Raw genomic sequence first — 21,689 nt, forward strand, 5'->3', positions numbered from 1 at the left:
CTTGAATTAAAGCCACTCCTTCATATTTAGATTTTATTAAAATTAAATTTAGACTTGTCTAAACTTGATTTTAAATCTATATTTGTTTCATTAAACAAAAATCAAAAATTTGGGTATTGATTTTATTTACTATTCAATGAATAACCTAATATTTTTTAAACCTGCTATGAAAATTCAGTTTTACTTCACTATACTTTTTTCGCTGATTTTATTTAGTTGCGGAAAAGAAGAAAATAAAAAAGAAAACGGAAAACTTTACATTGTGGCCACTACCGGAATGATAAAAGATGCTGTAGCCAACATAACCGGAGATTTGGCCACGGTAGAGGGTTTGATGGGACCCGGAGTTGATCCGCATTTATACAAACCCACTCCCGGAGATTTATCGAAATTAAGACAAGCCGATGTGGTCTTTTACAATGGATTACATCTGGAAGGGAAAATGGTAGAAGTATTCGAAAAATATGCCCGGGAAAAACCTGTATTTCCGGTAAGCGAGGGGATTTCCAAAGATAAATTAAAAGCTCCGGATGATGGTGCTCAGGCCTATGATCCGCATATTTGGTTTGATGTAAGTCTTTGGAAAGCAGCTGTTAACCAAATTTCTAAAAAACTCATCGAGTTTGATCCTGATCATAAATCGGTTTACCAGAAAAATACAGAAACGTATTTAGCCAAACTTTCTGAACTGGATAATTGGGTGAAAACAGAGATTCAAAAAATTCCTGAAAATGGCCGAGTGTTGATTACTGCACACGATGCATTTGGTTATTTTGGACTGGCATATGATATACAGGTAAAAGGCCTTCAGGGTATATCCACTGTTTCTGAATTTGGCCTTAGAGATGTAACTGAACTGGTAAACTTCATTTCTTCCAGGAAAATTAAAGCAGTATTTGTAGAGACTTCCGTTCCTTCCAAATCGCTTGAAAAGGTGGTAGCAGGTTGTAAAGAAAATGGACATGAAGTTAAAATTGGAGGAACTTTATTTTCCGATGCCATGGGCGAAGAAGGTACTGAAGAAGGCACCTATATTGGCATGGTAAAATCCAATGTCAATGCCATTGTTTCTTCATTGAAATAAAACCTAAATTAGAGGAATTTCTTAATACAGTAATTATGATTTCACATGTTGATAATCCCGTACTGGAACTACATAATCTGACGGTAACTTACGAAAACAAACCGGCAGTATGGAATGTAGATTATACCATTCCCGAAGGTAATCTGATTGGAATTGTAGGGCCGAATGGATCGGGGAAAACCACCATGCTAAAAGCCGTAATGGGACTGGAAAAGCCAAGTAGTGGTTATGTGAAAGTATTTGGGAATGATTTAGATAAAGTAAGGGATAAAGTAGCCTATGTACCGCAAAGAGGTTCTGTTGACTGGGACTTTCCTACAAGCGTATATGATGCTGTTTTAATGGGCAGATATACCAAACAAAACCTGTTTAAAAGAACAAGTAAAAGAGATCGGGAAATCACCAATGATTGTATAAAAAAGGTTCAATTGGAGAATTTTTCAAAACGCCAAATCTCCCAACTCTCCGGAGGCCAACAGCAAAGAGTTTTTATTGCCAGAGCCCTGGCTCAGGAAGCAGAACTTTATTTACTGGATGAACCCTTTGCCGGAGTGGATGCGGCCACAGAAAATGCCATTATTTCCTTACTCCAGGAAATGAAAGCCGAGGGAAAAACGATTATGGTCGTGCATCATGATTTACAAACAGCGCCCAAATATTTCGACTGGCTGGTGATGATGAATACCAGGTTAATTGCTTCCGGGAAAATCTCAGATGTATTCAATCAGGAGTTGCTTAATCAAACTTACGGAGGCCGTCTGAATATCCTGACGCAGGTTGGGGAATTATTAAAACAAACCTCCCACCCCATCCGGGAGAAAAAGTAAATTACCATGGAATTGATAATTGATTTTTTCTTTAAAGATCCTGTGGTCAGATGGGTACTCATGGCTGTCATTTTAATGTGTGCCAGTGCAGCCATTGTGGGCTGTTTTACATTTCTGAGAAAAAGAGCCCTTGTGGGAGATGCAATTTCCCATGCCATTTTGCCCGGCATCTGCCTTGCCTTTATCATTGCGCAAACTAAAAATCCTATGGTTTTAATGTTAGGCGCTTTTGGAAGTGGATGGCTGGGGCTAATCACAATTGATTTCATCACCAATCGGACTAAACTCAAAACTGATGCGGCACTGGGCCTTGTATTATCTGTCTTTTATGGTTTTGGCATTTTACTATTAACTACTATACAAAACTCTGGAAATGCTTCGCAATCCGGTCTGGATAAATTTCTGTTTGGCAATGCAGCTGCTATGATGCAATCCGATGCAATCACCTTTGGCTTATTTTCCTTAGTCCTGATCATTTTAATATTCATCCTTTTCAATCCACTCAAACTCGTCACATTTGACAGGAATTTTGCGATTTCAAGGGGCATTCCGGTAAAAAGATTGGAATTACTTTTATCTGTATTAACTGTTTTTGCCATTGCCATTGGCATTCAGGCCGTGGGTGTAGTATTAATGGCTGCACTACTCATTACACCTGCTTCAGCCGCTCGTTTTTGGACACACGATTTGAAATGGATGATTTTCCTGGCTGCAGCATTTGCGGTAATTTCAGGAATTATGGGCACCTTCATCTCTTATACTTTGCCCAAAATGCCTACAGGTCCCTGGATAGTGACAATTCTCTCTACCATAGCTATAATCTCAATCATTTTTGGATTTAAAAAAGGCATACTTTCCAAGGTTAGGCTAAGGAGATTAAATAAGAAAAAGATCCTAAGGGAAAATATTCTAAAATGTCTTTATCATTTAGGTGAAAAAGCGGGCAATTTCGACAAATTCTGGTCAACCTGGGAAATATTGGAGAAAAGGGAAATGAATAAAGCACAACTAAAATCCGGGTTAAAACAGTTAGAATCAAGGAATTTAGTAATTCTGAAAGGAAATGCAGCAAAATTTTCTGAATTGGGAAAGGAAGAAGGAAGAAGGGTAACTAAAATTCACAGACTTTGGGAAATATACTTGACCAAGTATATGAAAATGGCGCCCGATCATGTTCACAATGATGCAGAAGCTATGGAGCATCTCATTACTCCGGAAATTGAAAAAGACCTGGAAGTTCACCTGAAATTTCCTTTAATTGATCCCCATGATTCCCCTGTTCCCTATAAAGATTTGAAGTAATATGGATGCATTTTGGATAATATTAACCGGTTCTTTAGTGGCCACATGTTGTGCCTTATTGGGCTGTTTCCTATTGCTAAGGAAAATGACCATGGTGGGGGATGCCATTTCCCACGCTGTGCTTCCCGGTATTGTACTGGCCTATCTGGTTACTGCTTCAAGAGCATCATTCCCCATGTTGGTTGGAGCTGCAATTTTTGGGGTGATCACCACTATTCTAATTGAGCTATTGAGCAAAAAAGGAAAATTACAGGAAGATGCCGCTATTGGAGTTTCTTTCACCTGGTTGTTTTCCATTGGAGTAATTCTCATTTCTGTGTTTGCAGGACAGGTAGATCTCGATCAAGATTGCGTGCTATATGGTGAAATTGCCTATGTTCCACTGGATACACTTTATATTGGAGGCAATAATCTCGGCCCTGAACCAGTATGGTTGCTAGCCATTAACCTCCTGATTATCATTGTGTTTATCTTAATTGGTTACAAAGGTTTAGTAGTTACCAGTTTCGATCCCATATTAGCTACTTCACTGGGAATTTCTACTGTGTTCTGGCATTACTCTCTCATGAGTCTGGTTTCCCTCACTACTGTTTTTTCCTTCGAATCTGTTGGAGCAATTATGGTTGTGGCTTTTTTAATCGGCCCTCCTGCTGTAGCCTATCTACTCACAGAAGACCTTAAAACCATGCTCTTTTTATCAGTAATTTTCGGCATTGGGGCAGCATTGGGAGGGTATTTTCTTGCAGTGGCTATTGATGCTTCTATTGCAGGTGCTATGGCTTCGGTTATAGGTGTTGAGTTTATTTTTGCTTTTATTTTCAACCCAAGAAATGGAATTTTGAAAAGAAAGAAGCTGGCGGCTTAATTCTGTTTGGAAAGGTTTTCTTCAAAAAACCGGGTGATTCTTTTCGCAATATTGTCCATATTATAATACTGATAAAAACCAGACGGGATATCACTATTTTCATTTAAGCCCTGAATAATGGCCTGGGAAAAAGCTGGCCAATCCCTATCCTGAGTAACTTTTAATTTCCCTCCACAAACTTCCTGAAAAACACCTTCTGCCCCTGATTCGGTAGAAACTACCATTTTGTTCATCGCAAGTGCCTCCACTACTTTGGTTTTCACACCTCCTCCTGTTAGTATGGGATTAAGCACAATGTCGGAAATGGCAATAAAATCATCAATATTATCCACAAACCCCATGTATTTCATATGCTCCAACTGATTATTTTCCAACCGCTGGTACTTTTCAGTCAGACCTCTCCCACAAATAATAATGCTATAATTAAAATTAGCATGCCTGCTTAAGTAGGGATTAATTTCCTCAAGAATATAATCCAATCCTTCCCTGTTTGGTGCGTAATCCAGCACCCCAAAAAACAAAAATACCTTTTCATCTTCCTTCACTCCTATTTGATTTTTAAACTCATTTTTAAAGGATGCGGAAACTTGTGGGATATCTTTCTTTTGAGTGCCATAAGTGGCTACCAGACATTTTTCCGGATTTACACGAAGTTTCGTAATGGCAAATTGTTTTTCAATTTCCGAAATAAAAATCACGAAATCAGCTTTGGAAAACACCCATTTTTCATAATGAAACAGCATTTTCCACCACCATTTCCCAATAGTTTTAAACCGCTGATATTCAATATTATGAGAATGAATGATCAACCTTTTATTTAATAGACTGGAAAGCCAAACACCCAACAACCCCATAAAAGGCTGGTCTAACATGAGGAAATCGAATTCCTTTCCAATTTTTTTTAAGGGCTTTAAAGAAAAGAAATTGAAATAGCGATAAAAACCCGGAGCTAATAATTTGATATATTGAAAGTTTCCAGAAGTATTATCTGAAGTATTTTTTGTACTTACAACGGTGAGGTCAGCATAATTTCCCAGCGCATTCAGGAAACCAACTGTTTTTTTTTGCCCACCAGATTGAGCAGGTAATAAGGGAAAAGGAACAATACTCAGAATTTTTAGTCGCATCGGTTCAGGCCGGATTTTTTTCCCAATCATTGAATAGAATATCTCCAATTATTTGAGGTTGCCAAAAGGAAAATTCCGAGAATTCGTAGTTGGTGAGTTGGGAAACTTTTTTACTGTTTTCCTCATCATCTGCATCTACCTTTGTTGTGAGATAGGATTTGTCCAGCACTTTAAAATCTGGTTCAAAAACAGAATTTAGTGATTTCAAGTCGCAAAAATGATTGTCCGGAAAGGGATTTTCCTGTGGCTGATTGTGTTCATCCAAAACTTCGGAAAAAGCCACAATTGGGAAATATTTATTACAAAATACAATTAAATCAGGAAGATCCTGCCTGACATAATAGGCGAACATATAACTCTTATTCGCTTCCTTTTCTAACAAATCGATATGGGAAAGTAGCAGATTTTCACACAAATTTTCGGAATTACTAGCCTTTAAGAACAATTGATGGTCGAACTGAATTTTTGTATTTTCATTTTCCCTTAAAAATCCGGAAACACCGGCAGGCAAAATATATAGTGAAGTTTTATTCATTTTCCAGGTTTATTCTAAAGGTAGTCCCGCTAAATTTCGTCCCATTACTTAGTTGAATAAAAATCTCAAATTGCTTTGAATCGGACATGCAATTCTCGTAATCTTTTTGATTATCTTCATTATCGGGATCCTCTGGATCTAAATATCCGGTACAGGGAGCCGCAAATCCACCTCCTTCTCTAAAATATATCTCAAACCCTTCTTCAATTCTATTCGATTTTTTGCCAAATTCACTAACAAAATCATCAAGAAAAACCCTGTTTTCGGGATTATCTCCTTCTTCAATAAAACTGGCCACAAGTATATCATTCAAGAGCTTACCGGAAGGTTTGGCTTTATTGTAATCCGTTTTGGTAATGACTTCCAGTTTTACAATTCTATTTTTCGCTTGAAATCCTTCACTAGCCTGAACCCAGTCACTTGAAGAAACAGTTGTAAAATTTATAGGATTTAACTGCACTAACATGGCATAATCTTCATAATGAACTGATTCATCACCAAACAGGGTATCCCTACTATTTGCATTAATAGAATAGTAATCCAATCTTACCCATTCATAGATTTCTATCTTTGAACCACATCCAAATAAAAGTAACCCCAGGGCAGGGAAAACTAGATGTTTTAAAATTCTAGTCATTCAAAATTTATACTTTTTCCCCTTCTTCAAACATTCCATTAATTAAATAATGGGCAGTTGCAGGATTGGTGGCCAATGGTACATTGTATAAATCACACAATCTCAAAAGCATTTGTACATCTGGTTCGTGAGGATGCTTACCTAGTGGATCTCTAAAGAAGATAACTGCCTTAATTTCCTTTTCCGCTACCATTGCGGCTATCTGAGCATCACCTCCATGCGGACCGGAAAGTTTGGCATCAACTTCCAATCCTGCTTTAGCAACATGTGTTCCCGTTGTACCTGTTGCTACAATTTCAATACCGCTCAGGTGAGCTATATGGTCTTTTAAAAAAGCCACCATATCTGCTTTTTTACCATCATGTGCGATTATTGCAATTTTTTTCAAAGCCTGAAATTTTAAATACCATATTATTAATATACTGGCTCAAAGATAACTCTTGTAAAAAACAAAGCAAGTAAATTCTTTTTCTTCCCTGTTAAAAATCTATAAATTGTTAGTTAGTGATTTTCCTTTCCAGATATTTTCTGATATTTGCCAAAAACTTTGATGCATAAAACTTCAAATAATTGGCCTTTATAAAAAACATATTTATTTTAATTTTTGGCTCCTTATTAATTTATTCCTGCAATTCGAATGAACTGGAACAAATTAATGTAACTTCAAATATTAGTGGTCAATTAGATTTCATCGCAACAGATTCTATTCCTGTAAATACTCTGCTTTACCAAAAATTCATTACCACTAATGCAAATACAGATGATTTAATAAAAACTTTCAGGTTGCCTGATGATAAAATTGAAGATATTATTCCCAAACAGGTTGTACTGAATATTGCCAGTAATGGCAGTGGAGATTTAAACTCTTTCAGACAAATAAGAGTATTTCTAACCACATCTCCAGATGTAACCGATCCCGATAGTATATTGAATAATTGGGTGCAAATTGCCCGGCTAGATACTATCAAAACTTCAAGTCAAAAAACTTTAGCACTTATTCCTGATGTGATTTCTGTTAGAAACTTAATTTTAGAATCAGAACCTGAAGAACTTTTCATTACCAGTATTCTCGAAACAAGAAAGGTGATTAAAAAGGATGATGTTTTCAATACCAGTATCATCACCAATTATCAGGTCTCTGGCCAACTGGATTAATCTTCCATTTCAAGTGGATAACCTTTTTGCCGCATATATTCTTTTATTTCTACTGGATTGATGTAAATGGGAAACTCCAAAAATTGCCATCCAAACCCATATTCAATAGCTCTTTTATCTGTATCTTCTTCAAATTTTATTCTGAATGCTGAATGTTTAGTGTATTTAATACCTTCTTTAATTAACCGCCAGGAGGAAATACTTTTATAATATTGAATATGCGCCAACTCATGGCCAATAATACCTACCTGACCATTAAAAGTTCTGTCCAATACATACCCGGTTCCTTCTTCCATAAAGATGAGATATTGACGATTTTTCCTGGATCTAAAGAAGTTAATCGGATTAAAGCCTGGTCTGGCAGAAATTGGGAATACATTCTTCTTTTTAATTTTAAACTTTAATCGAATATTCTTTAATTCGGGATAATGGGAAATGGCAATCAGAGTTTGCAATTCAAATTCAGTCGGTACCTTTTTGCGATTACCGTATTCATTTCTAAAGTCTATGAGGCTGTCTACATAATCTACTTTTTGGTAAACTTTATAGTAATAATTCTCAAATGACTGCCCTTTTACAGGATTGAGCGTAGTGAAAGTTAAAATTACAATTATCGTCTTTAAACTTTGAACCATTTGGAAAAAACTGACTACATCATTCAATCATGAAATTTTATTAAAACCAATTGTACCCCAACGAACAATATTGACCGATGGCGGACACTCTTATAAATACATATCATTTTAAACTTATGATTATCAACAAGTTAATAAGTGGCACTGCAATTGTATTTCAACCTGCAAATCTGGAATTATACAAACAAAACAAACCGGAAATTCAGGGTATGAAATTAAGCAATATCACTTTAAAACTGTTTTCAATAAGCATATTTTTTTCAATATCACAAATAGGCTTTGCCCAAAAATTAGAATTAAGTTTTCATGAGGCAGTACAAAAAGCTTTGGAGGAAAATATTCAGCTTAAAACTGAAAAAAATCAATTAATTGTCAATAAAGCAGAACAGGCACAAAGTAAAGCACAGTTTTTACCTGATGTCAGTGCTTACGCTCAGTTTAGAAGACAAAATGGTAACCAATTCATTCCTCAGGAAGCCAAATTGGTTAACACCACTACCCAGGATTTTTATCCACAAATTTCAGCTAATATGACGTTGTTCAATGCATTCCGGAATGTCAATGGTTTAAAAATGGCCAACCATAACCTGGACGCACAGCAATTCAGGGTTAAGCGAACAGAACAGGACATTATTTACAATGTAGCTCTGCAATACCTTACTGTACTTTTTGATAAAGAACTGATCAGAATTGCAGAAGATAATATTGAATCTCAATCAACTATTTTAGAAAGAATAAAAGGTTTTGTAGAAGTGGGAGAGATTTTTATTGGAGATCAATACAACCAGGAATCTCAAATAAAATCTTTGGAATTGGCTCTAGTGGAAGCCATTAATACCATGGAAAATGACAAATCACTTTTAGGCCAAACTTTAATGCTTGAACCTCTTTTGGAATTCGATATAACCACACCACAATGGGCATTTGCGACTCAACTCGTGGAAACTTATCAATTAAAAGACCTTTATCAAACCGCATTGGGTAACAGAAATGATTTAAAGGAATTAAATTCTTTGAAACAATCATCTGAATATCAGAATAAAATGGCAAAGTCAGGTTACTATCCTACATTAGAAGCATTTTATTCTTATGATAGCTATTATAACAATTCTGCCACTGATCCTAGTACAGGGGAAAAAGTTTCATTTCAGGATCAAATCAGGGTAAACAATCCTAATAAAACTTTAGGTTTAAGGTTGAGAATCCCAATTTTCTCCAATTACCTAAACAGAACTAATGTCATTACCTCCAGAATTCAGATGGAGAATGCACAATTAAATATTAAAAATCAGGAACAGGCCATTTACATGGATGTGCAAACTGCCCTTCAAAACTACAAAGCAGCAGTAGCCAGATACGAATCAGCTCAGGCTCAATTCGATGCAGCTAAAATTGCCATGGAAACCCAGACTGCCCGTTACGAGTTGGGAAATGCCACAATTATAGATGTGACCACAACTACCAATGCTTTTATCCAGTCGGAAGTAGACATGGCCCAGGCGAAATACAGATTAATGTTCCAGAAAATACTGTTAGAATACCAGACAGGTACTTTGGACATCAATACTTTACCTGAGAAGTAAGTTTTAAGGAATATTGCATGCCTGTTGCGTGTGCCTGATACAAAGGATTTTCATAATAAAATGATTACAATACTGGATATTAATTAACTACATTATCTTTCCAAAAAATTTTCCAAAATGAAACCAGGCAAGTCCTGGTTTTGTTGCTTTAAAATACCCACAATCTTTAGTCCATCACCAATCCTCAAACAAATCCGGTATTTGGTATTGTTTGAGCATCTTTCTATTTATTTTTACCCATTATTTTTCTTCATTAAGTTCTATTTTTTATGGATTTTAAACTCACTTCACAATACCAGCCTACCGGAGATCAGCCAAACGCTATTAAAGAATTAGTTACCGGAATTGAAAATAATGAAGCCGCTCAGGTGCTTTTGGGAGTGACAGGTTCTGGTAAAACTTTTACCATTGCCAATGTAATTGCAGAAGTGAACAAACCCACTTTGGTATTGAGTCATAATAAAACCCTGGCTGCACAGCTTTATGGAGAATTCAAACAGTTTTTCCCGGAAAATGCAGTGGAATATTTCATTTCCTACTATGATTATTACCAGCCGGAAGCCTACATGGCAACCTCCAATACCTATATTGAAAAGGACTTATCCATTAATGAAGAAATTGAAAAATTAAGATTATCTGCTACTTCTGCATTGCTTACTGGCAGAAGAGATGTAATTGTAATTGCCTCGGTTTCTTGTATTTACGGTATAGGAAATCCGGAAGAATTTGGGAAAAATATTATCCGAATGAAAGAAGGGGATGTCATTCCAAGAAACCAGTTGTTGTTTGCCCTGGTTGATATTCTTTATAGCCGAACAGAGGCAGAGTTTAAAAGAGGGAATTTCAGAGTGAAAGGGGATACGGTAGATATTTTCCCAGCCTATGCCGATTTTGCCTACAGACTTTATTTCTGGGGAGATGAAATAGAATCCATTCACCGAATTGATCCGAATTCGGGGAAAAAGATTTCGGGTGAAGCCGCTATTGCCATTTTCCCTGCAAACCTTTTTGTGACGGGGAAAGATGTGTTGCATAAAGCCATCCATGAAATTCAGGACGATATGGTAGCTCAGGTCAATCATTTCGAACATGAACAACGGTTTTTGGAAGCCAAGAGAATTAAAGAAAGGACAGAGTTTGACATGGAAATGATGCGGGAATTGGGCTATTGCTCTGGTGTGGAAAACTATTCCCGATATTTCGATCGAAGAAAACCGGGGCAACGGCCTTTCTGCCTGCTCGATTATTTCCCTGATGATTATTTAATGGTGATTGATGAAAGCCATGTGACAGTTTCGCAGGTTAGGGCCATGTGGGGAGGTGACAGAGCCAGAAAAGTAAACCTGGTAGATTACGGTTTCCGATTGCCTTCTGCCATGGATAATCGTCCACTTACTTTCAATGAGTTTGAAGATTTGATGGCTCAAACCATTTATGTGAGTGCCACTCCCGCTGACTACGAACTGAGGGAATCCCAGGGGGTTGTGGTAGAACAAATCATCCGTCCTACCGGACTACTTGACCCAGAGATTTCAGTAAGGCCCAGTCTTAATCAGATTGATGATTTACTGGATGAAATTGATAAAACCATTAAACAGGGTGATCGGGTTTTGATTACCACTTTGACCAAAAGAATGGCAGAGGAACTGACCAAATACCTGGATAAAATCCGTGTGAAGGCACGGTATATCCACTCCGAAGTCAAAACCCTGGACAGGGTGGAAATATTGAGAGAATTAAGGCTTGGAGTTTTTGATGTTTTGGTAGGCGTAAACCTCTTGAGAGAAGGACTGGACTTACCAGAAGTTTCTCTGGTAGCCATTATGGATGCAGATAAGGAAGGATTCTTAAGAAACGAAAGATCGCTCATTCAAACTATTGGCCGGGCCGCCAGAAATTCTAATGGAAGGGTAATCATGTATGCCGATAAAATTACAGATTCCATGCAAAGTGCAATTGATGAAACTTCGAGAAGAAGACAAAAGCAAATTGAATACAATGAAGCGCATGGCATCACACCGGAAACTATTACAAGATCAAAAGACTCAATTCTTGGGCAAACCAAGGTGGCAGATTCTAAAAAGGCAGCCAAGAATTATTATGTGGAAAAAGAAGAAAGTTCTGTAGCGGCCGATCCTGTAGTGGCATATATGGAAACTGATGACCTGGACAAATTAATTTCCAAAACCAAAAAGCAAATGGAAAAAGCAGCCAAGGAACTGGACTTTATGGAAGCAGCACGTTTGCGGGATGAAATGTTTGAACTGGAAAAATTGAAGAAGGAAAAGAGCAGTTAGTTAGAAGGTTAATGGTTGGAGATTAAGAATTAGAATTCTTTCTTAGGTTCAAGAATCACACTTGGACCTTAAAATATCGCTTAGTATCAACTCAATTGCCTTCTAAAAACGAGATGACTGGGAATTTGCAATTCATGGAATTTTAATGGCATTGAAAATGCGTAATTTGTTTCGATCGCAATATAAATGTGACCGAGTCTGACCAATTGAACAAATTCCTAATAAACAAAAGCAAACTTGTAGGCTAAAAAAAGAATAGCCAATAAAAAGATAACAATGGAAATTTTATTAATTCCATGCATCATTCTCAGGTTAAAATTAGGATTTTCGATTGGGCTTTTTTTCCTGAAAAAATAGGTTAACACCGGGCCTAGTGACAAATAGTCTTTTAGTGTATTCTTTTCTCTTTTCTTAATATCTTCTTTCATTGCTTCCATGTCAAATTCTTTAATCCTAACAATCTGGTAGGGTAAAAGTTCAGGCAAGTTTACAAAATAGTTGCAAGAAATGATAGGAAAGTTTAATAAAGGAACCCTTTTTCAGTAGCCCATTCCAATACCATCGGCCACAATCTATTTTCATATTTTTTTCTAAAAAATGCAAAATGACCAAGCCTTTTTACTCCCACTGAATCCGGAGTCAGGTGGATATGTTTCATATCTGCATTGGCATAAAACCCCACTAATCTATCCACCGCTTTTTTGGGCGCAAATTCATCATCTGAAAAGCTTACCGCTAAAAATGGTTTTCGTATTTTTTCGTAATTTTCCTTTTCTTCCGGTAAATATTTAAAAAGATAATCCGGGCTGGTTCCCCATTGCTGCCATTGTGCTGCAACTCCTTTGGGCAGGTCTTCGAACAAGCCCAATTTTTTGGCAGGGAAAAAGCCAAATATCGGGTTCATAACAGGAATTAAGCACTTCCAAAAAAACAGAAGTTTTGGCCAATGTGAAACTGGCCAGAGTTTCCAATAACCCATCTGCGAACCAACTCCCACAAATCCATCAGCCATTTGGCAGGCAGGAGTTAGCCCAAACAATTGTCCTCCAACACTGTGGCCTATAACCAGGAGTTTTTTATTGGGGAACTCCTGTTTAATATGTCTGATCATTCCTTCCAGATCCAGCTTTCCCCAATCCTGCATATAAGCCTCAAACCCCTTTAAACTGCCAGGTTTTGATTTTCCAATTCCCCTGTAATCGAATGTAAAAGTCTGATATCCTTTTTCGGCCAGCCATTGAGCAAAGTGCTCATAATAGTTTTGTTTCACACCTGTGGCCGAGCTAATGAGAAATACCACCTCTTTTGAATCTTCGGGAAGAAACGTTTTGGCTCCTAATTCAAAACCATCCTGAGCTAAAACCTGAATTTCTTTTTGGGATAGGGCAGAAATCATATTACTGATAATTCACAGAAACAAATTCACCCTGAGTAAGGGCAATGACTGGAACGCCTCCAAATGAACAAACAGTGCCTTCAAAAGTGCCACTGATGGTTTTCTTTTGCTGGTTGAATTCCGAAATAAAGATGGTCCCTAAAACAGGACTACAATTAAAGGAGGATTGGGTTTCTATGGTTGTCAGGCTTCCGGGTTCTCTATAGCCTAAAAACTCACCACTATTGAGAATGACTTCGTGAGTGCCCAAAATGTTTTGCTCTGTTTCCTGAATGCCTACAAAAATAGCCTCATTTAGTTCGTCCTGAGCATTAATTAAAATTCTAAGTTCTCCATTAGATTCTGTAGTCACTTTTGCCTGAATAGAAAGGCTTTCAAAAGGATCTCCGTTCACCATTCCCACCAACCTGTTTATTGGGGAAATCTGATCGCCTGAACATCCTCCAAAAATAACCGGAATTAAAATGAGAAGTAGAGAAAAAACAGGCCAGCTGGTATTTTTCATATGCTGAGTAGTTTAAAAAATTTCAAACAAATTTATGCCTTTTCTCCTTAAAATTCCCCTTCTGCGCTTAAATTGGAAATTTTCCCATTTGAAAGCCTCCTCAATCGCAATCTTCTTTCCTTCTGGTATCTGTGATCTGAGTAATTTTCCACCCTTCTTCAGATTTAAATAAATGGAATGCATTCACTCCACAATGGCTAAATTCTTCCCCTAAATAAAATTTGTATTCCGTCCAGGCTGTGGCAAAATGGCCATCCACTTTAATATCATAAGACAGGATTTTTTCATCAAAAACCTTATCGTGTGGAGTACCTACAGCATCAAGAAATTTTTGGATGGAACCCGTATGCAACAAAGGTTTTCCCTCTTTTACATAAACAGTTTGTAACCTTATATTTTCGTCAAAAACAGCCTTTACTACAGCGCTATCCCCTGCCCTCATGCCATCAAACATTTGTTCAATTGCTTTTCTGACTTCAGCTTCCTCCGGGTTGCCAGTTGCGAAAGAGGTGTTTTGTAAAAAAATAAGCACTGCGGCAAATAGGTATCCACCAATAAAAATGTGTAGTTTCATTGTTTTTATTTTTTAGGTCCTGTGAAGTCATCTTAAAGGCTTCAAAAACTAAAAATTGGAAACAAATTTATCCTTCCCAAAAGGATTTACAAGAATGGTAGAAAAATGGGATGGCAATTAATTGGAAACAAGTGATTCATAATGCTGAATAACGGCTACCAAATCTTCAGGCTTTTTCATCTTAAGTTTTTGTTTTTTAATAAAATGCCCAATTTCACTGCCATGCGGTTCGAACACATGAAGATTCTCTTTATATGATTTCTCTACTTTAAAAACTTCATTTCCTTTAGCAAAGAAAAAATCATGTTCTTTAGAGGCGCTTTCCCGCATTCTGATGGAATTGTAACCCGTCACATAACTGGAATTATAAACATTTACATCTTTTTTGGAAAATAACTTCACCGGGCCATCATACAATACCTCATAAACCCCTACTAGTGGTACACCTTCCAGTTTATAATCAAAAGCATTTACATAAAGGGAAATCAATTTGGACTCCGGATGATACCATTCGAAGGATTTGATTTGTTTGAGCTCTAATGGATGGATGGCATCGTCTAATTTTACCTCAAGTCTGTTATTTTCCAAATCGTAACGGAGCGGATATCCTTCCACTGTTTTACCGTCCTTTAAAATCACCTTCCCGTCCAGCCATTCTTCATTGATAAAATATTGCCCGCTGCTCTCATATGTTACAAAGGGTACATTCCCATAGGGAGTCCGGGAATACGGGTACCGGTTATATCCATAGGGATAAGGGGAGTAGATTTGTCCCTGAGCAAAATCAGCTAAAAACATTACCATCAACAAAAAAAGCCATTTCAATTTTCTCATTTCTATAAGATTGTTTGTGGTATATTGACCAGACACAAAATAAATCTAAAAAGTTAACATTTGAAGGGGAAAAATGATTCTATATGGGAAACGAGCCTTAAAGGCTATTTTTCTTCTAAAAAATAAAAAGCCTGACTGCTTTAAAATTTGCAATCAGGCCTTTTTTGAATAAAACACGACTTAATTTCCTCCAATATAACTAAAGTCACTGCCTATTACGTAGGTAGTTCCCCCACTCGATCCCCCACCAATTCCAGTATAATTATTCCTGTAGAAAGTACTTCCACCTGAATTATTATTTCTGGTATTGTTGGCCGCCTGCATCAGATTTCCCAACACAGGACCTCCCTCTTTTCCTGCATTCCCATAGGCATCCAGCCAGTATCTTCCGGGTTGAATATAGCCTACCAGATTCTGTAAATACTGCAAATCCTGTTGAGGTAAAACTCTTCCATTTATCACTACACCAGTTTTCCCATTCGAAGCATTGGCCTGCAATTTCCCCCCTAAATTTAAATTCGGTAAAATCACGCCAACCGTTGGCCCTCCTTCCAGTCCCCATAGTCCTGAAACCTGATCGTACCAATACCTGCCCTCCATTACTTTTACCTTATACATTTGCTCTAATCCACTGATTATTTCTGAAGTAGCTTTTACCCCATTAAAATAAACCGACTTCTCCTTTTTTTGAACTATGGAATTGTCGGATGGGGTCTGTTGAACGTTTGTAGTTTTCACTAAGGAAAATTTCACTGCAGAAGAAGGAACAGGCTGATCGTAAGCATTATACTGCATAATGACCATTTCCTGTCTACCGGAAAAACTCGATAAGGAAAAGTACAGATATCCCTGGCTATTGTAAAGGGAACCGGTAAGTTTACCTTCTTTTTCAATTCCAACTAATTTATAGGAAACTTTTCCATCGGACATATTCCCCTTGTATTCCCCATTAACGGGATGCTGAATATTTACCTGGATATTTTCAATACCCTGATCCCCCCGATAATTACCCGCAAAATGCTGAGCCTGAATACATGTACAAAACAATAGAAAAGCAGTAAAAAGAAGAGAAGATTTCATAAGCGATTACTTTTTTATCAAAAAATTGACTTTATCTTATACAGGTATACGGAGGAAAGAAAAGGTCAACCAGATTTAAAAAATAATCATTTGTTAATTCGAGAATCCCAAAAGGGTTAATTAAGCCATTTTCCTAGCAGGGTTCTTCTAATTTCATTTGGAAGGGAAACCACATAAATTCGCATTTTCTGAGTTTTTTTTGGGGGGGAAAATGAATTCAAAAGTTAAAAAAAATTAAATGCTGGTTTTATAAAAATGTGTTGAACATATTTGGTAATCCTCCTTTAGCTTAAAAAACTATTCCTCATGTCCGTCCATTTTTTACTCAGAAATTATCTTAAAATCATCTTCAGGCAATTAAGCAGAAATAAACTTTTCACCTCTATTAATGTGTTTGGCCTGGCGGTTGGATTATCCATTGCTTTTTTCATCGCTCTATTTATTTTGAATGAACTGAGTTATGAAAATATGCATAGCAAAAGAGACAGGATTTTTAGACTCACCATGCATATCCAAAATGCAAACTACGATATGCACTGGGCAAGGCATAACCTGGACTGGACTAACAACATTCCAACTGTATTTCCCGAAATAGAGGAACTTATCCGCTTTCAGGACTACGATCCCCGTGATATCCTGGTGGGGGAAGACAATTATAAAATTCCCCATGCATTTAGCACAGATGCTGAAGTTTTCGATGTATTCGATTTCAATTTGATCAGGGGAAATCCGGCAACTGCCCTTCAGGAACCTCAATCAGTAGTACTCACCAAGTCTTTAGCACGGAAATTCTTCGGATCCTCAGATCCCATGAATAAGGAAATTACCTTTTTAGATAAAAATGGCACGGAGAAAAAATATTACAAAGTCACAGGGATTATGGCAGATCTGCCTTCCAATACTCATTTTCCGGTTAACCTCCTTACTTCTTTCGATTCTACAGAAGCCAGAACCGGATGGGCTTTCACCTATTTATTGCTAAAACCTGAATCCTCAGCCGATCAACTTTATGGGAAAATGCCCGATTTTATCAAAAAAAATATGATTGAAGGTGATAATTCCAACTTCGATTTACCCTTACAACCTATTGCATCTATACATCTTCATTCCGATTTGGCCCGAGAAATAAAATTAAATGGAAACATTTCCCATATTTATATTTTCGGTATAGTCGGGTTATTTGTGCTCCTACTTTCGGGTATTAATTTCATCAATCTCAATGTAGCTCAATCCTTAAAACGGATAAAGGAAATTGGGATTAGGAAAACACTGGGTTCTTCAAAGGGGAATCTGGTTATTTATTTCTTATTAGAAGCAAATGTCATCACAATGCTGGCTTCTATACTTGGAATAATGACGGTGATCATTGCCCTTCCCTACTTCAACCAATTTATTCCAGTGGCTATTCCGGTTCTACAGATTATTCCATTTGCTATTTTTAATGCAATTGTACTGGGTTGTTTTGCTGGTTTGTATCCGGCTTTTATCCTAACCAAAAGTGCGGCTATAGATGCTATAAAAAGTAAAAATGGATTTAATCCCTCCAAAAGAAGGTATAATTTAAAAAACGGGTTAGTAGCCTTCCAGCTAATCCTTTGTATTTCTTTAATTAGCAGTGCTCTGATTACCGAATCCCAATTCAGGTACATGGTAGAAAAAAAACTGGGATTGGATAAGGAACAGATACTGGCCATCACCAATATTCCAGATGAAGTAAAATTTAAATACCATTTCCTCCAGGATCAATTAAATCAAATTCCCGGAGTGGAAGGTGTGGCCGCATCTATGGAAGTTCCCTCAAGAGCGATTCGGGATACCGGTCCTATCTATGCTGAGGGCATGGTGGATGATCCCCAAAATGCCCCAACTATGGATATCCAGATTATAGATGAAAATTTCATTGATTTGATGAATGTAGAAATGCTTGCAGGGCGCAACTTTTCTGAACGTGAAAGGCAGGAGATAAGTAAAAAAGATAAGGATAACCTCATAGATTATTTACAAAGCCAGCCACGGGAATACATCATCAATGAAACAGCCATGAAAATGGCTGGATGGCAAAATCCTGAAGAAGCTTTAGGTAAAGCATTTGGATGGAGTATAGGGGGTATTAATTTGCAGAGGGGTCCGGTAATTGGCGTAATCAAAGACTTCCACCAGGAAAGCCTGAGAAATAAAATAGATCCTGTGGTCATGATCAATGAACCGATTTGGGTGAGAAGTATTCTGGTAAAAATGGATGGCAAAAGTACTCCTCAATCAATGGCATCCATTCAGGAAATTTGGAAAAGTAACTTTCCGGAATTTGCCATGGAACATGCCTTCCTGGATGAAATGTACAACCGGCTTTATGAAAATGAACAAAGGCAATTACAATTAATTTATATATTTTCCAGCCTGGCCATTCTTATTGCCTTTCTGGGTATTTTTGGGATGCTTTCATACACCCTTAAAACCAGAGAAAAAGAAATTGCAGTTAGAAAAATTCTTGGCGCTAATCTTTCTTCCCTATTTCTGCTTTTAAGTAAAAATTTCATTGTTCTTACCCTCCTTGGATTTTTGATCACCATTCCAATAACCTGGTACATGATGGATTTATGGCTTCAAAATTACGTCTACAGAATTGATATCACCTTTCTCAGCTTTATGGTAGCGGCAGGTATAATTTTGTTGGTGCTGGGGATTACCATTTCCTTACAAATGGGAAAAGTAGCCAGCAACAATCCATCGCGCACCCTGAGAGCAGAATAAACAGCCCTTTAACTTGATTTCCAGGAGAAATATGATTTAAAAACATTTTTTTTTACTTTTAAGTAGTAATTCAAAATTAACCTTGTATTATTTTACCATAAAGGACTGATAGAGAGATTAATATTTCTCAGAAATAATAGTACCCGGTATGGAGTACCCGGTGTGGAGCACGGGTGCTTAAGTCGGAATACCCAAAATTGGGTATTTTTTACTTAATTTTATCAAATAAACTAAATCAACTAGCACAGCATTAAACACCAACCAACAAAATATTTATTAAATTGTCGCTTAAAATAATTAAATACCTGCTTTCAGGCTATTTACTATTCCACCATGGTTTTGGCTTTGCCCAGATTGATTCTTTACAACATGAGCTGACTCAAACCTCTAATGATAAAAGTCCCATTTATCTGGAATTAGCCAGAAAAATGATCAAAGCCTCACCCGATTCAGTTTTACCCTATTTAAATCTGGCCAACCAATTCGCCATCAAGGAAAATAATGATGATGTCCTGATTTTGGTAATGAAGGAAAAGGCAGAAGAATTCAGCTATTTAGGCCAGCTGGATAGTGGCCGGTATTATTTCCAGTTATTGGCCAAACAGGTCCCAAAGCTCTCCTTGTCTCCTGAGGTAAAGATGAAAATCTATTTCAAACTTGGAAATTATTATGGTAATGAATTTGAAATGGCCAAAAGTTTTCTTTACCTGGATTCCACCATGAGCTTCGCTCTAAGTATCAATGATTCCCTTATTTATGCAGATGCTTTGAATAAAAAAGGAGGAAACTATGACAATATGGGAAAAAGGACAGAAGCGCTGAAGTTGTATTTACAGGCCATGGACATTTATGAATCACAGGATGATTTTGAAATGTATTCCAAAACCATCAATAACATCGGAATTATATACAAAAAACTCAATGATTTTAAAAATGCCTTATTCTTTTATAACAAATCCATTACACTAAATATGGAATCCGGAGATGCTGAGGGAGTGGCCATTGCCAGGCTAAACAGGGGGATGTTAAAAAAGGATATGAAAAAATTCAGTGATGCGCTGAGTGATTTGCATTTTTCATTAGGCACATTTAAAAATCTAACAATCAATTACGGAGTTGCAGTAGCCAAACATAATTTAGGAGAAATACATCTTGCTGCTGGGGCCATAGATTCTGCAAATTATTATTTAACTCAATCTCAGAAAACAGCACAATCCTTTGGCTATGTCCAACTCATAGTAAAAAACGATTTGGCTCTTGCCAAGTTATTTCACAAAGAAAATATGCCTAAAACATCCTTAAAATATGCTTTGTCCGCTTATGAAAAAGCCCGCGAACAGGAACAACTTGAGGATTTAAGAGATTTATCTGAATTGCTATATAAAAATTATGAATCTCTTCAGTCCTATCAACTTGCATTAAAGTACCACAAAGAATTTAAAACGATTACCGATAGCATTTTCGATCAGTCATCCCGAAAGGATCTTAATCTTTTAAGAACTACTTATGATGTAGAAATGAAAGATAAAGAGATAAAATCTTTGGCAGATGAAAATGCACTACAAAGCTCACTGGCCATGGAACGTAAAAAACTCAATTATGCCTTGGGTGGAGGGGTTTCTGTAGCACTGGTTTTGGCCCTGGTATTATTTGTATTGTACCAAAGGAAAAGAAAATTGTCAAAATCACTGATTCAACAAAAATCTCTGTTGATATCCAAAAACCAGGAAATAGAAGAGGCTCAGGATAGGATTGTACAACAAAATGAAAGTTTGATTAAATTAAATGCAGAAAAAGATAATATCATGGCCATGGTTGCCCATGATCTAAGAAGTCCCCTTAACCAGATAAAAGGCGTTTTGGGTTTGATCAAAATGACGCAAGGAAAAGAAGACAGTGATCAATTTATTGATATTGCTTCTCAATCTGCCGATGTGCTTAACAAAAGAATTAACCGAATTTTGGATATTGAGGCTATAAATGCCGGGAAGGTAAACTTACAGGTTGAAAATATTGAAGTAGAGGGGATATTAAAAATTCTGGAAAAGAACACTTTTGAAAATGCCCAAAAGAAAAATATTAAAATAAAACTGGAAGTAGAAAAAGGATTGTCGTGCCTGGCTGATGAAAACTATCTGATTCAGGTTTTGGAAAACCTTTGTACCAATGCCATCAAATTTTCCCCATCAAACTCAGAAGTAACCCTAGTTGCCAAATCCATTGATAGAGGAGTTCTTTTGGCTGTTAAAGACCAGGGTCCGGGAATTCCAGACAAAGAAAAACCATTGCTTTTCACCAAGTTTGCCAAAATTTCCAATAAACCAACTGGCGATGAAAAATCCACCGGACTTGGACTGTCCATTGTGAAGAAATATGTAGAAGCCATGGAAGGAGAAGTTTGGTGCGAAAGTCAGCTTAACCAGGGCAGTAGTTTTAATGTGAAACTGCCTTTTGCTCAGCTTGGGTAAAATTCTAGGAGAACCCCAAAAAAATCCGCAACTC

20 protein-coding genes are annotated in these 21,689 nt (G+C 37.1%); 9 read left to right on the forward strand and 11 right to left on the reverse strand.

What is annotated here, in order from left to right; genetic code table 11:
- The first annotated feature begins 166 nt into the window (after positions 1 to 166).
- The 4 genes from A3EM_RS0123895 to A3EM_RS0123910 are packed head-to-tail and all read left to right on the forward strand — an operon-like array spanning position 167 to position 4,078.
- Entirely contained in the window at positions 167 to 1,084 is a 918-nt protein-coding gene (locus A3EM_RS0123895; RefSeq protein WP_026210554.1) for a metal ABC transporter solute-binding protein, Zn/Mn family, read from the forward strand.
- A gap of 35 nt (positions 1,085 to 1,119) precedes the next feature.
- Entirely contained in the window at positions 1,120 to 1,911 is a 792-nt protein-coding gene (locus A3EM_RS0123900) for a metal ABC transporter ATP-binding protein (RefSeq protein ID WP_020530784.1), read from the forward strand.
- Between the two features lie 6 nt (positions 1,912 to 1,917).
- Positions 1,918 to 3,213, forward strand: coding sequence for a metal ABC transporter permease (locus A3EM_RS0123905; protein WP_020530785.1), 1,296 nt, complete (start codon positions 1,918 to 1,920; stop codon positions 3,211 to 3,213).
- A gap of 1 nt (position 3,214) precedes the next feature.
- Entirely contained in the window at positions 3,215 to 4,078 is an 864-nt protein-coding gene (locus tag A3EM_RS0123910) for a metal ABC transporter permease (protein ID WP_020530786.1), read from the forward strand.
- Here A3EM_RS0123910 and A3EM_RS0123915 read toward each other — a convergent pair.
- The 4 genes from A3EM_RS0123915 to A3EM_RS0123930 are packed head-to-tail and all read right to left on the reverse strand — an operon-like array spanning position 4,075 to position 6,765.
- Complete coding sequence (locus A3EM_RS0123915; protein WP_169513400.1) at positions 4,075 to 5,205, reverse strand: glycosyltransferase family 4 protein; 1,131 nt, start codon at positions 5,203 to 5,205, stop codon at positions 4,075 to 4,077. The genes A3EM_RS0123910 and A3EM_RS0123915 overlap by 4 nt on opposite strands.
- A 4-nt stretch (positions 5,206 to 5,209) precedes the next feature.
- Complete coding sequence (locus A3EM_RS0123920) at positions 5,210 to 5,740, reverse strand: hypothetical protein (RefSeq protein ID WP_020530788.1); 531 nt, start codon at positions 5,738 to 5,740, stop codon at positions 5,210 to 5,212.
- The gene (locus tag A3EM_RS0123925; protein ID WP_020530789.1) at positions 5,733 to 6,377 is read right to left on the reverse strand and encodes a hypothetical protein; all 645 of its coding nucleotides are present in this window, start codon (positions 6,375 to 6,377) and stop codon (positions 5,733 to 5,735) included. The genes A3EM_RS0123920 and A3EM_RS0123925 overlap by 8 nt, the downstream gene beginning before the upstream one ends.
- Before the next feature lie 7 nt (positions 6,378 to 6,384).
- The gene (locus A3EM_RS0123930) at positions 6,385 to 6,765 is read right to left on the reverse strand and encodes a methylglyoxal synthase (protein ID WP_020530790.1); all 381 of its coding nucleotides are present in this window, start codon (positions 6,763 to 6,765) and stop codon (positions 6,385 to 6,387) included.
- Between the two features lie 182 nt (positions 6,766 to 6,947).
- Here A3EM_RS0123930 and A3EM_RS0123935 point away from each other — a divergent pair, with 182 nt between their 5' ends.
- Positions 6,948 to 7,532, forward strand: coding sequence for a hypothetical protein (locus A3EM_RS0123935; protein ID WP_020530791.1), 585 nt, complete (start codon positions 6,948 to 6,950; stop codon positions 7,530 to 7,532).
- On the opposite strand, the gene A3EM_RS46185 is transcribed toward A3EM_RS0123935, so the two are convergent.
- A complete protein-coding gene (locus A3EM_RS46185; RefSeq protein WP_020530792.1) occupies positions 7,529 to 8,167 on the reverse strand; it encodes a hypothetical protein in 639 nt (212 codons plus the stop codon). The two genes, A3EM_RS0123935 and A3EM_RS46185, sit on opposite strands and share 4 nt — an antisense overlap.
- A gap of 116 nt (positions 8,168 to 8,283) precedes the next feature.
- On the opposite strand from A3EM_RS46185, the gene A3EM_RS0123945 reads away from it, so the two are divergent.
- Together A3EM_RS0123945 and uvrB are read left to right on the forward strand one after the other, a co-directional pair.
- Positions 8,284 to 9,750, forward strand: coding sequence for a TolC family protein (locus A3EM_RS0123945; RefSeq protein WP_020530793.1), 1,467 nt, complete (start codon positions 8,284 to 8,286; stop codon positions 9,748 to 9,750).
- Between the two features lie 269 nt (positions 9,751 to 10,019).
- The gene (gene uvrB / locus A3EM_RS0123955) at positions 10,020 to 12,047 is read left to right on the forward strand and encodes an excinuclease ABC subunit UvrB (RefSeq protein ID WP_020530795.1); all 2,028 of its coding nucleotides are present in this window, start codon (positions 10,020 to 10,022) and stop codon (positions 12,045 to 12,047) included.
- A gap of 218 nt (positions 12,048 to 12,265) precedes the next feature.
- Here uvrB and A3EM_RS0123960 read toward each other — a convergent pair whose 3' ends face one another.
- From A3EM_RS0123960 to A3EM_RS0123985, 6 genes are all read right to left on the reverse strand, one after another.
- Positions 12,266 to 12,484 (reverse strand): DUF6728 family protein, encoded by a 219-nt coding sequence (locus A3EM_RS0123960; RefSeq protein ID WP_245576542.1) that lies wholly within the window; start codon positions 12,482 to 12,484, stop codon positions 12,266 to 12,268.
- An 83-nt stretch (positions 12,485 to 12,567) separates the two neighbouring features.
- Positions 12,568 to 13,443 carry an alpha/beta hydrolase family protein gene (locus A3EM_RS0123965; RefSeq protein ID WP_020530797.1) on the reverse strand — a complete coding sequence of 292 codons (876 nt, stop codon included), beginning with the start codon at positions 13,441 to 13,443 and terminating at the stop codon, positions 12,568 to 12,570.
- Between the two features lies 1 nt (position 13,444).
- A complete protein-coding gene (locus A3EM_RS0123970) occupies positions 13,445 to 13,948 on the reverse strand; it encodes a DUF6252 domain-containing protein (protein WP_020530798.1) in 504 nt (167 codons plus the stop codon).
- Between the two features lie 100 nt (positions 13,949 to 14,048).
- Positions 14,049 to 14,522: a nuclear transport factor 2 family protein gene (locus A3EM_RS0123975; RefSeq protein WP_020530799.1), complete on the reverse strand. Its 474-nt coding sequence runs from the start codon at positions 14,520 to 14,522 to the stop codon at positions 14,049 to 14,051.
- Between the two features lie 117 nt (positions 14,523 to 14,639).
- Complete coding sequence (locus tag A3EM_RS0123980; protein ID WP_020530800.1) at positions 14,640 to 15,356, reverse strand: hypothetical protein; 717 nt, start codon at positions 15,354 to 15,356, stop codon at positions 14,640 to 14,642.
- 180 nt (positions 15,357 to 15,536) lie between these two features.
- Positions 15,537 to 16,436 carry a hypothetical protein gene (locus A3EM_RS0123985; protein ID WP_020530801.1) on the reverse strand — a complete coding sequence of 300 codons (900 nt, stop codon included), beginning with the start codon at positions 16,434 to 16,436 and terminating at the stop codon, positions 15,537 to 15,539.
- Positions 16,437 to 16,742: 306 nt separating this feature from the next.
- Here A3EM_RS0123985 and A3EM_RS0123995 point away from each other — a divergent pair, with 306 nt between their 5' ends.
- Positions 16,743 to 19,187 carry an ABC transporter permease gene (locus A3EM_RS0123995; RefSeq protein WP_020530803.1) on the forward strand — a complete coding sequence of 815 codons (2,445 nt, stop codon included), beginning with the start codon at positions 16,743 to 16,745 and terminating at the stop codon, positions 19,185 to 19,187.
- A 281-nt stretch (positions 19,188 to 19,468) separates the two neighbouring features.
- Positions 19,469 to 21,655, forward strand: coding sequence for a tetratricopeptide repeat-containing sensor histidine kinase (locus A3EM_RS0124000; RefSeq protein WP_020530804.1), 2,187 nt, complete (start codon positions 19,469 to 19,471; stop codon positions 21,653 to 21,655).
- The last annotated feature ends 34 nt before the right edge of the window (positions 21,656 to 21,689 follow it).

The sequence above is a fragment of the Flexithrix dorotheae DSM 6795 genome, assembly GCF_000379765.1.
In the GTDB taxonomy this organism is placed as follows: Bacteria; Bacteroidota; Bacteroidia; order Cytophagales; family Flammeovirgaceae; genus Flexithrix; species Flexithrix dorotheae.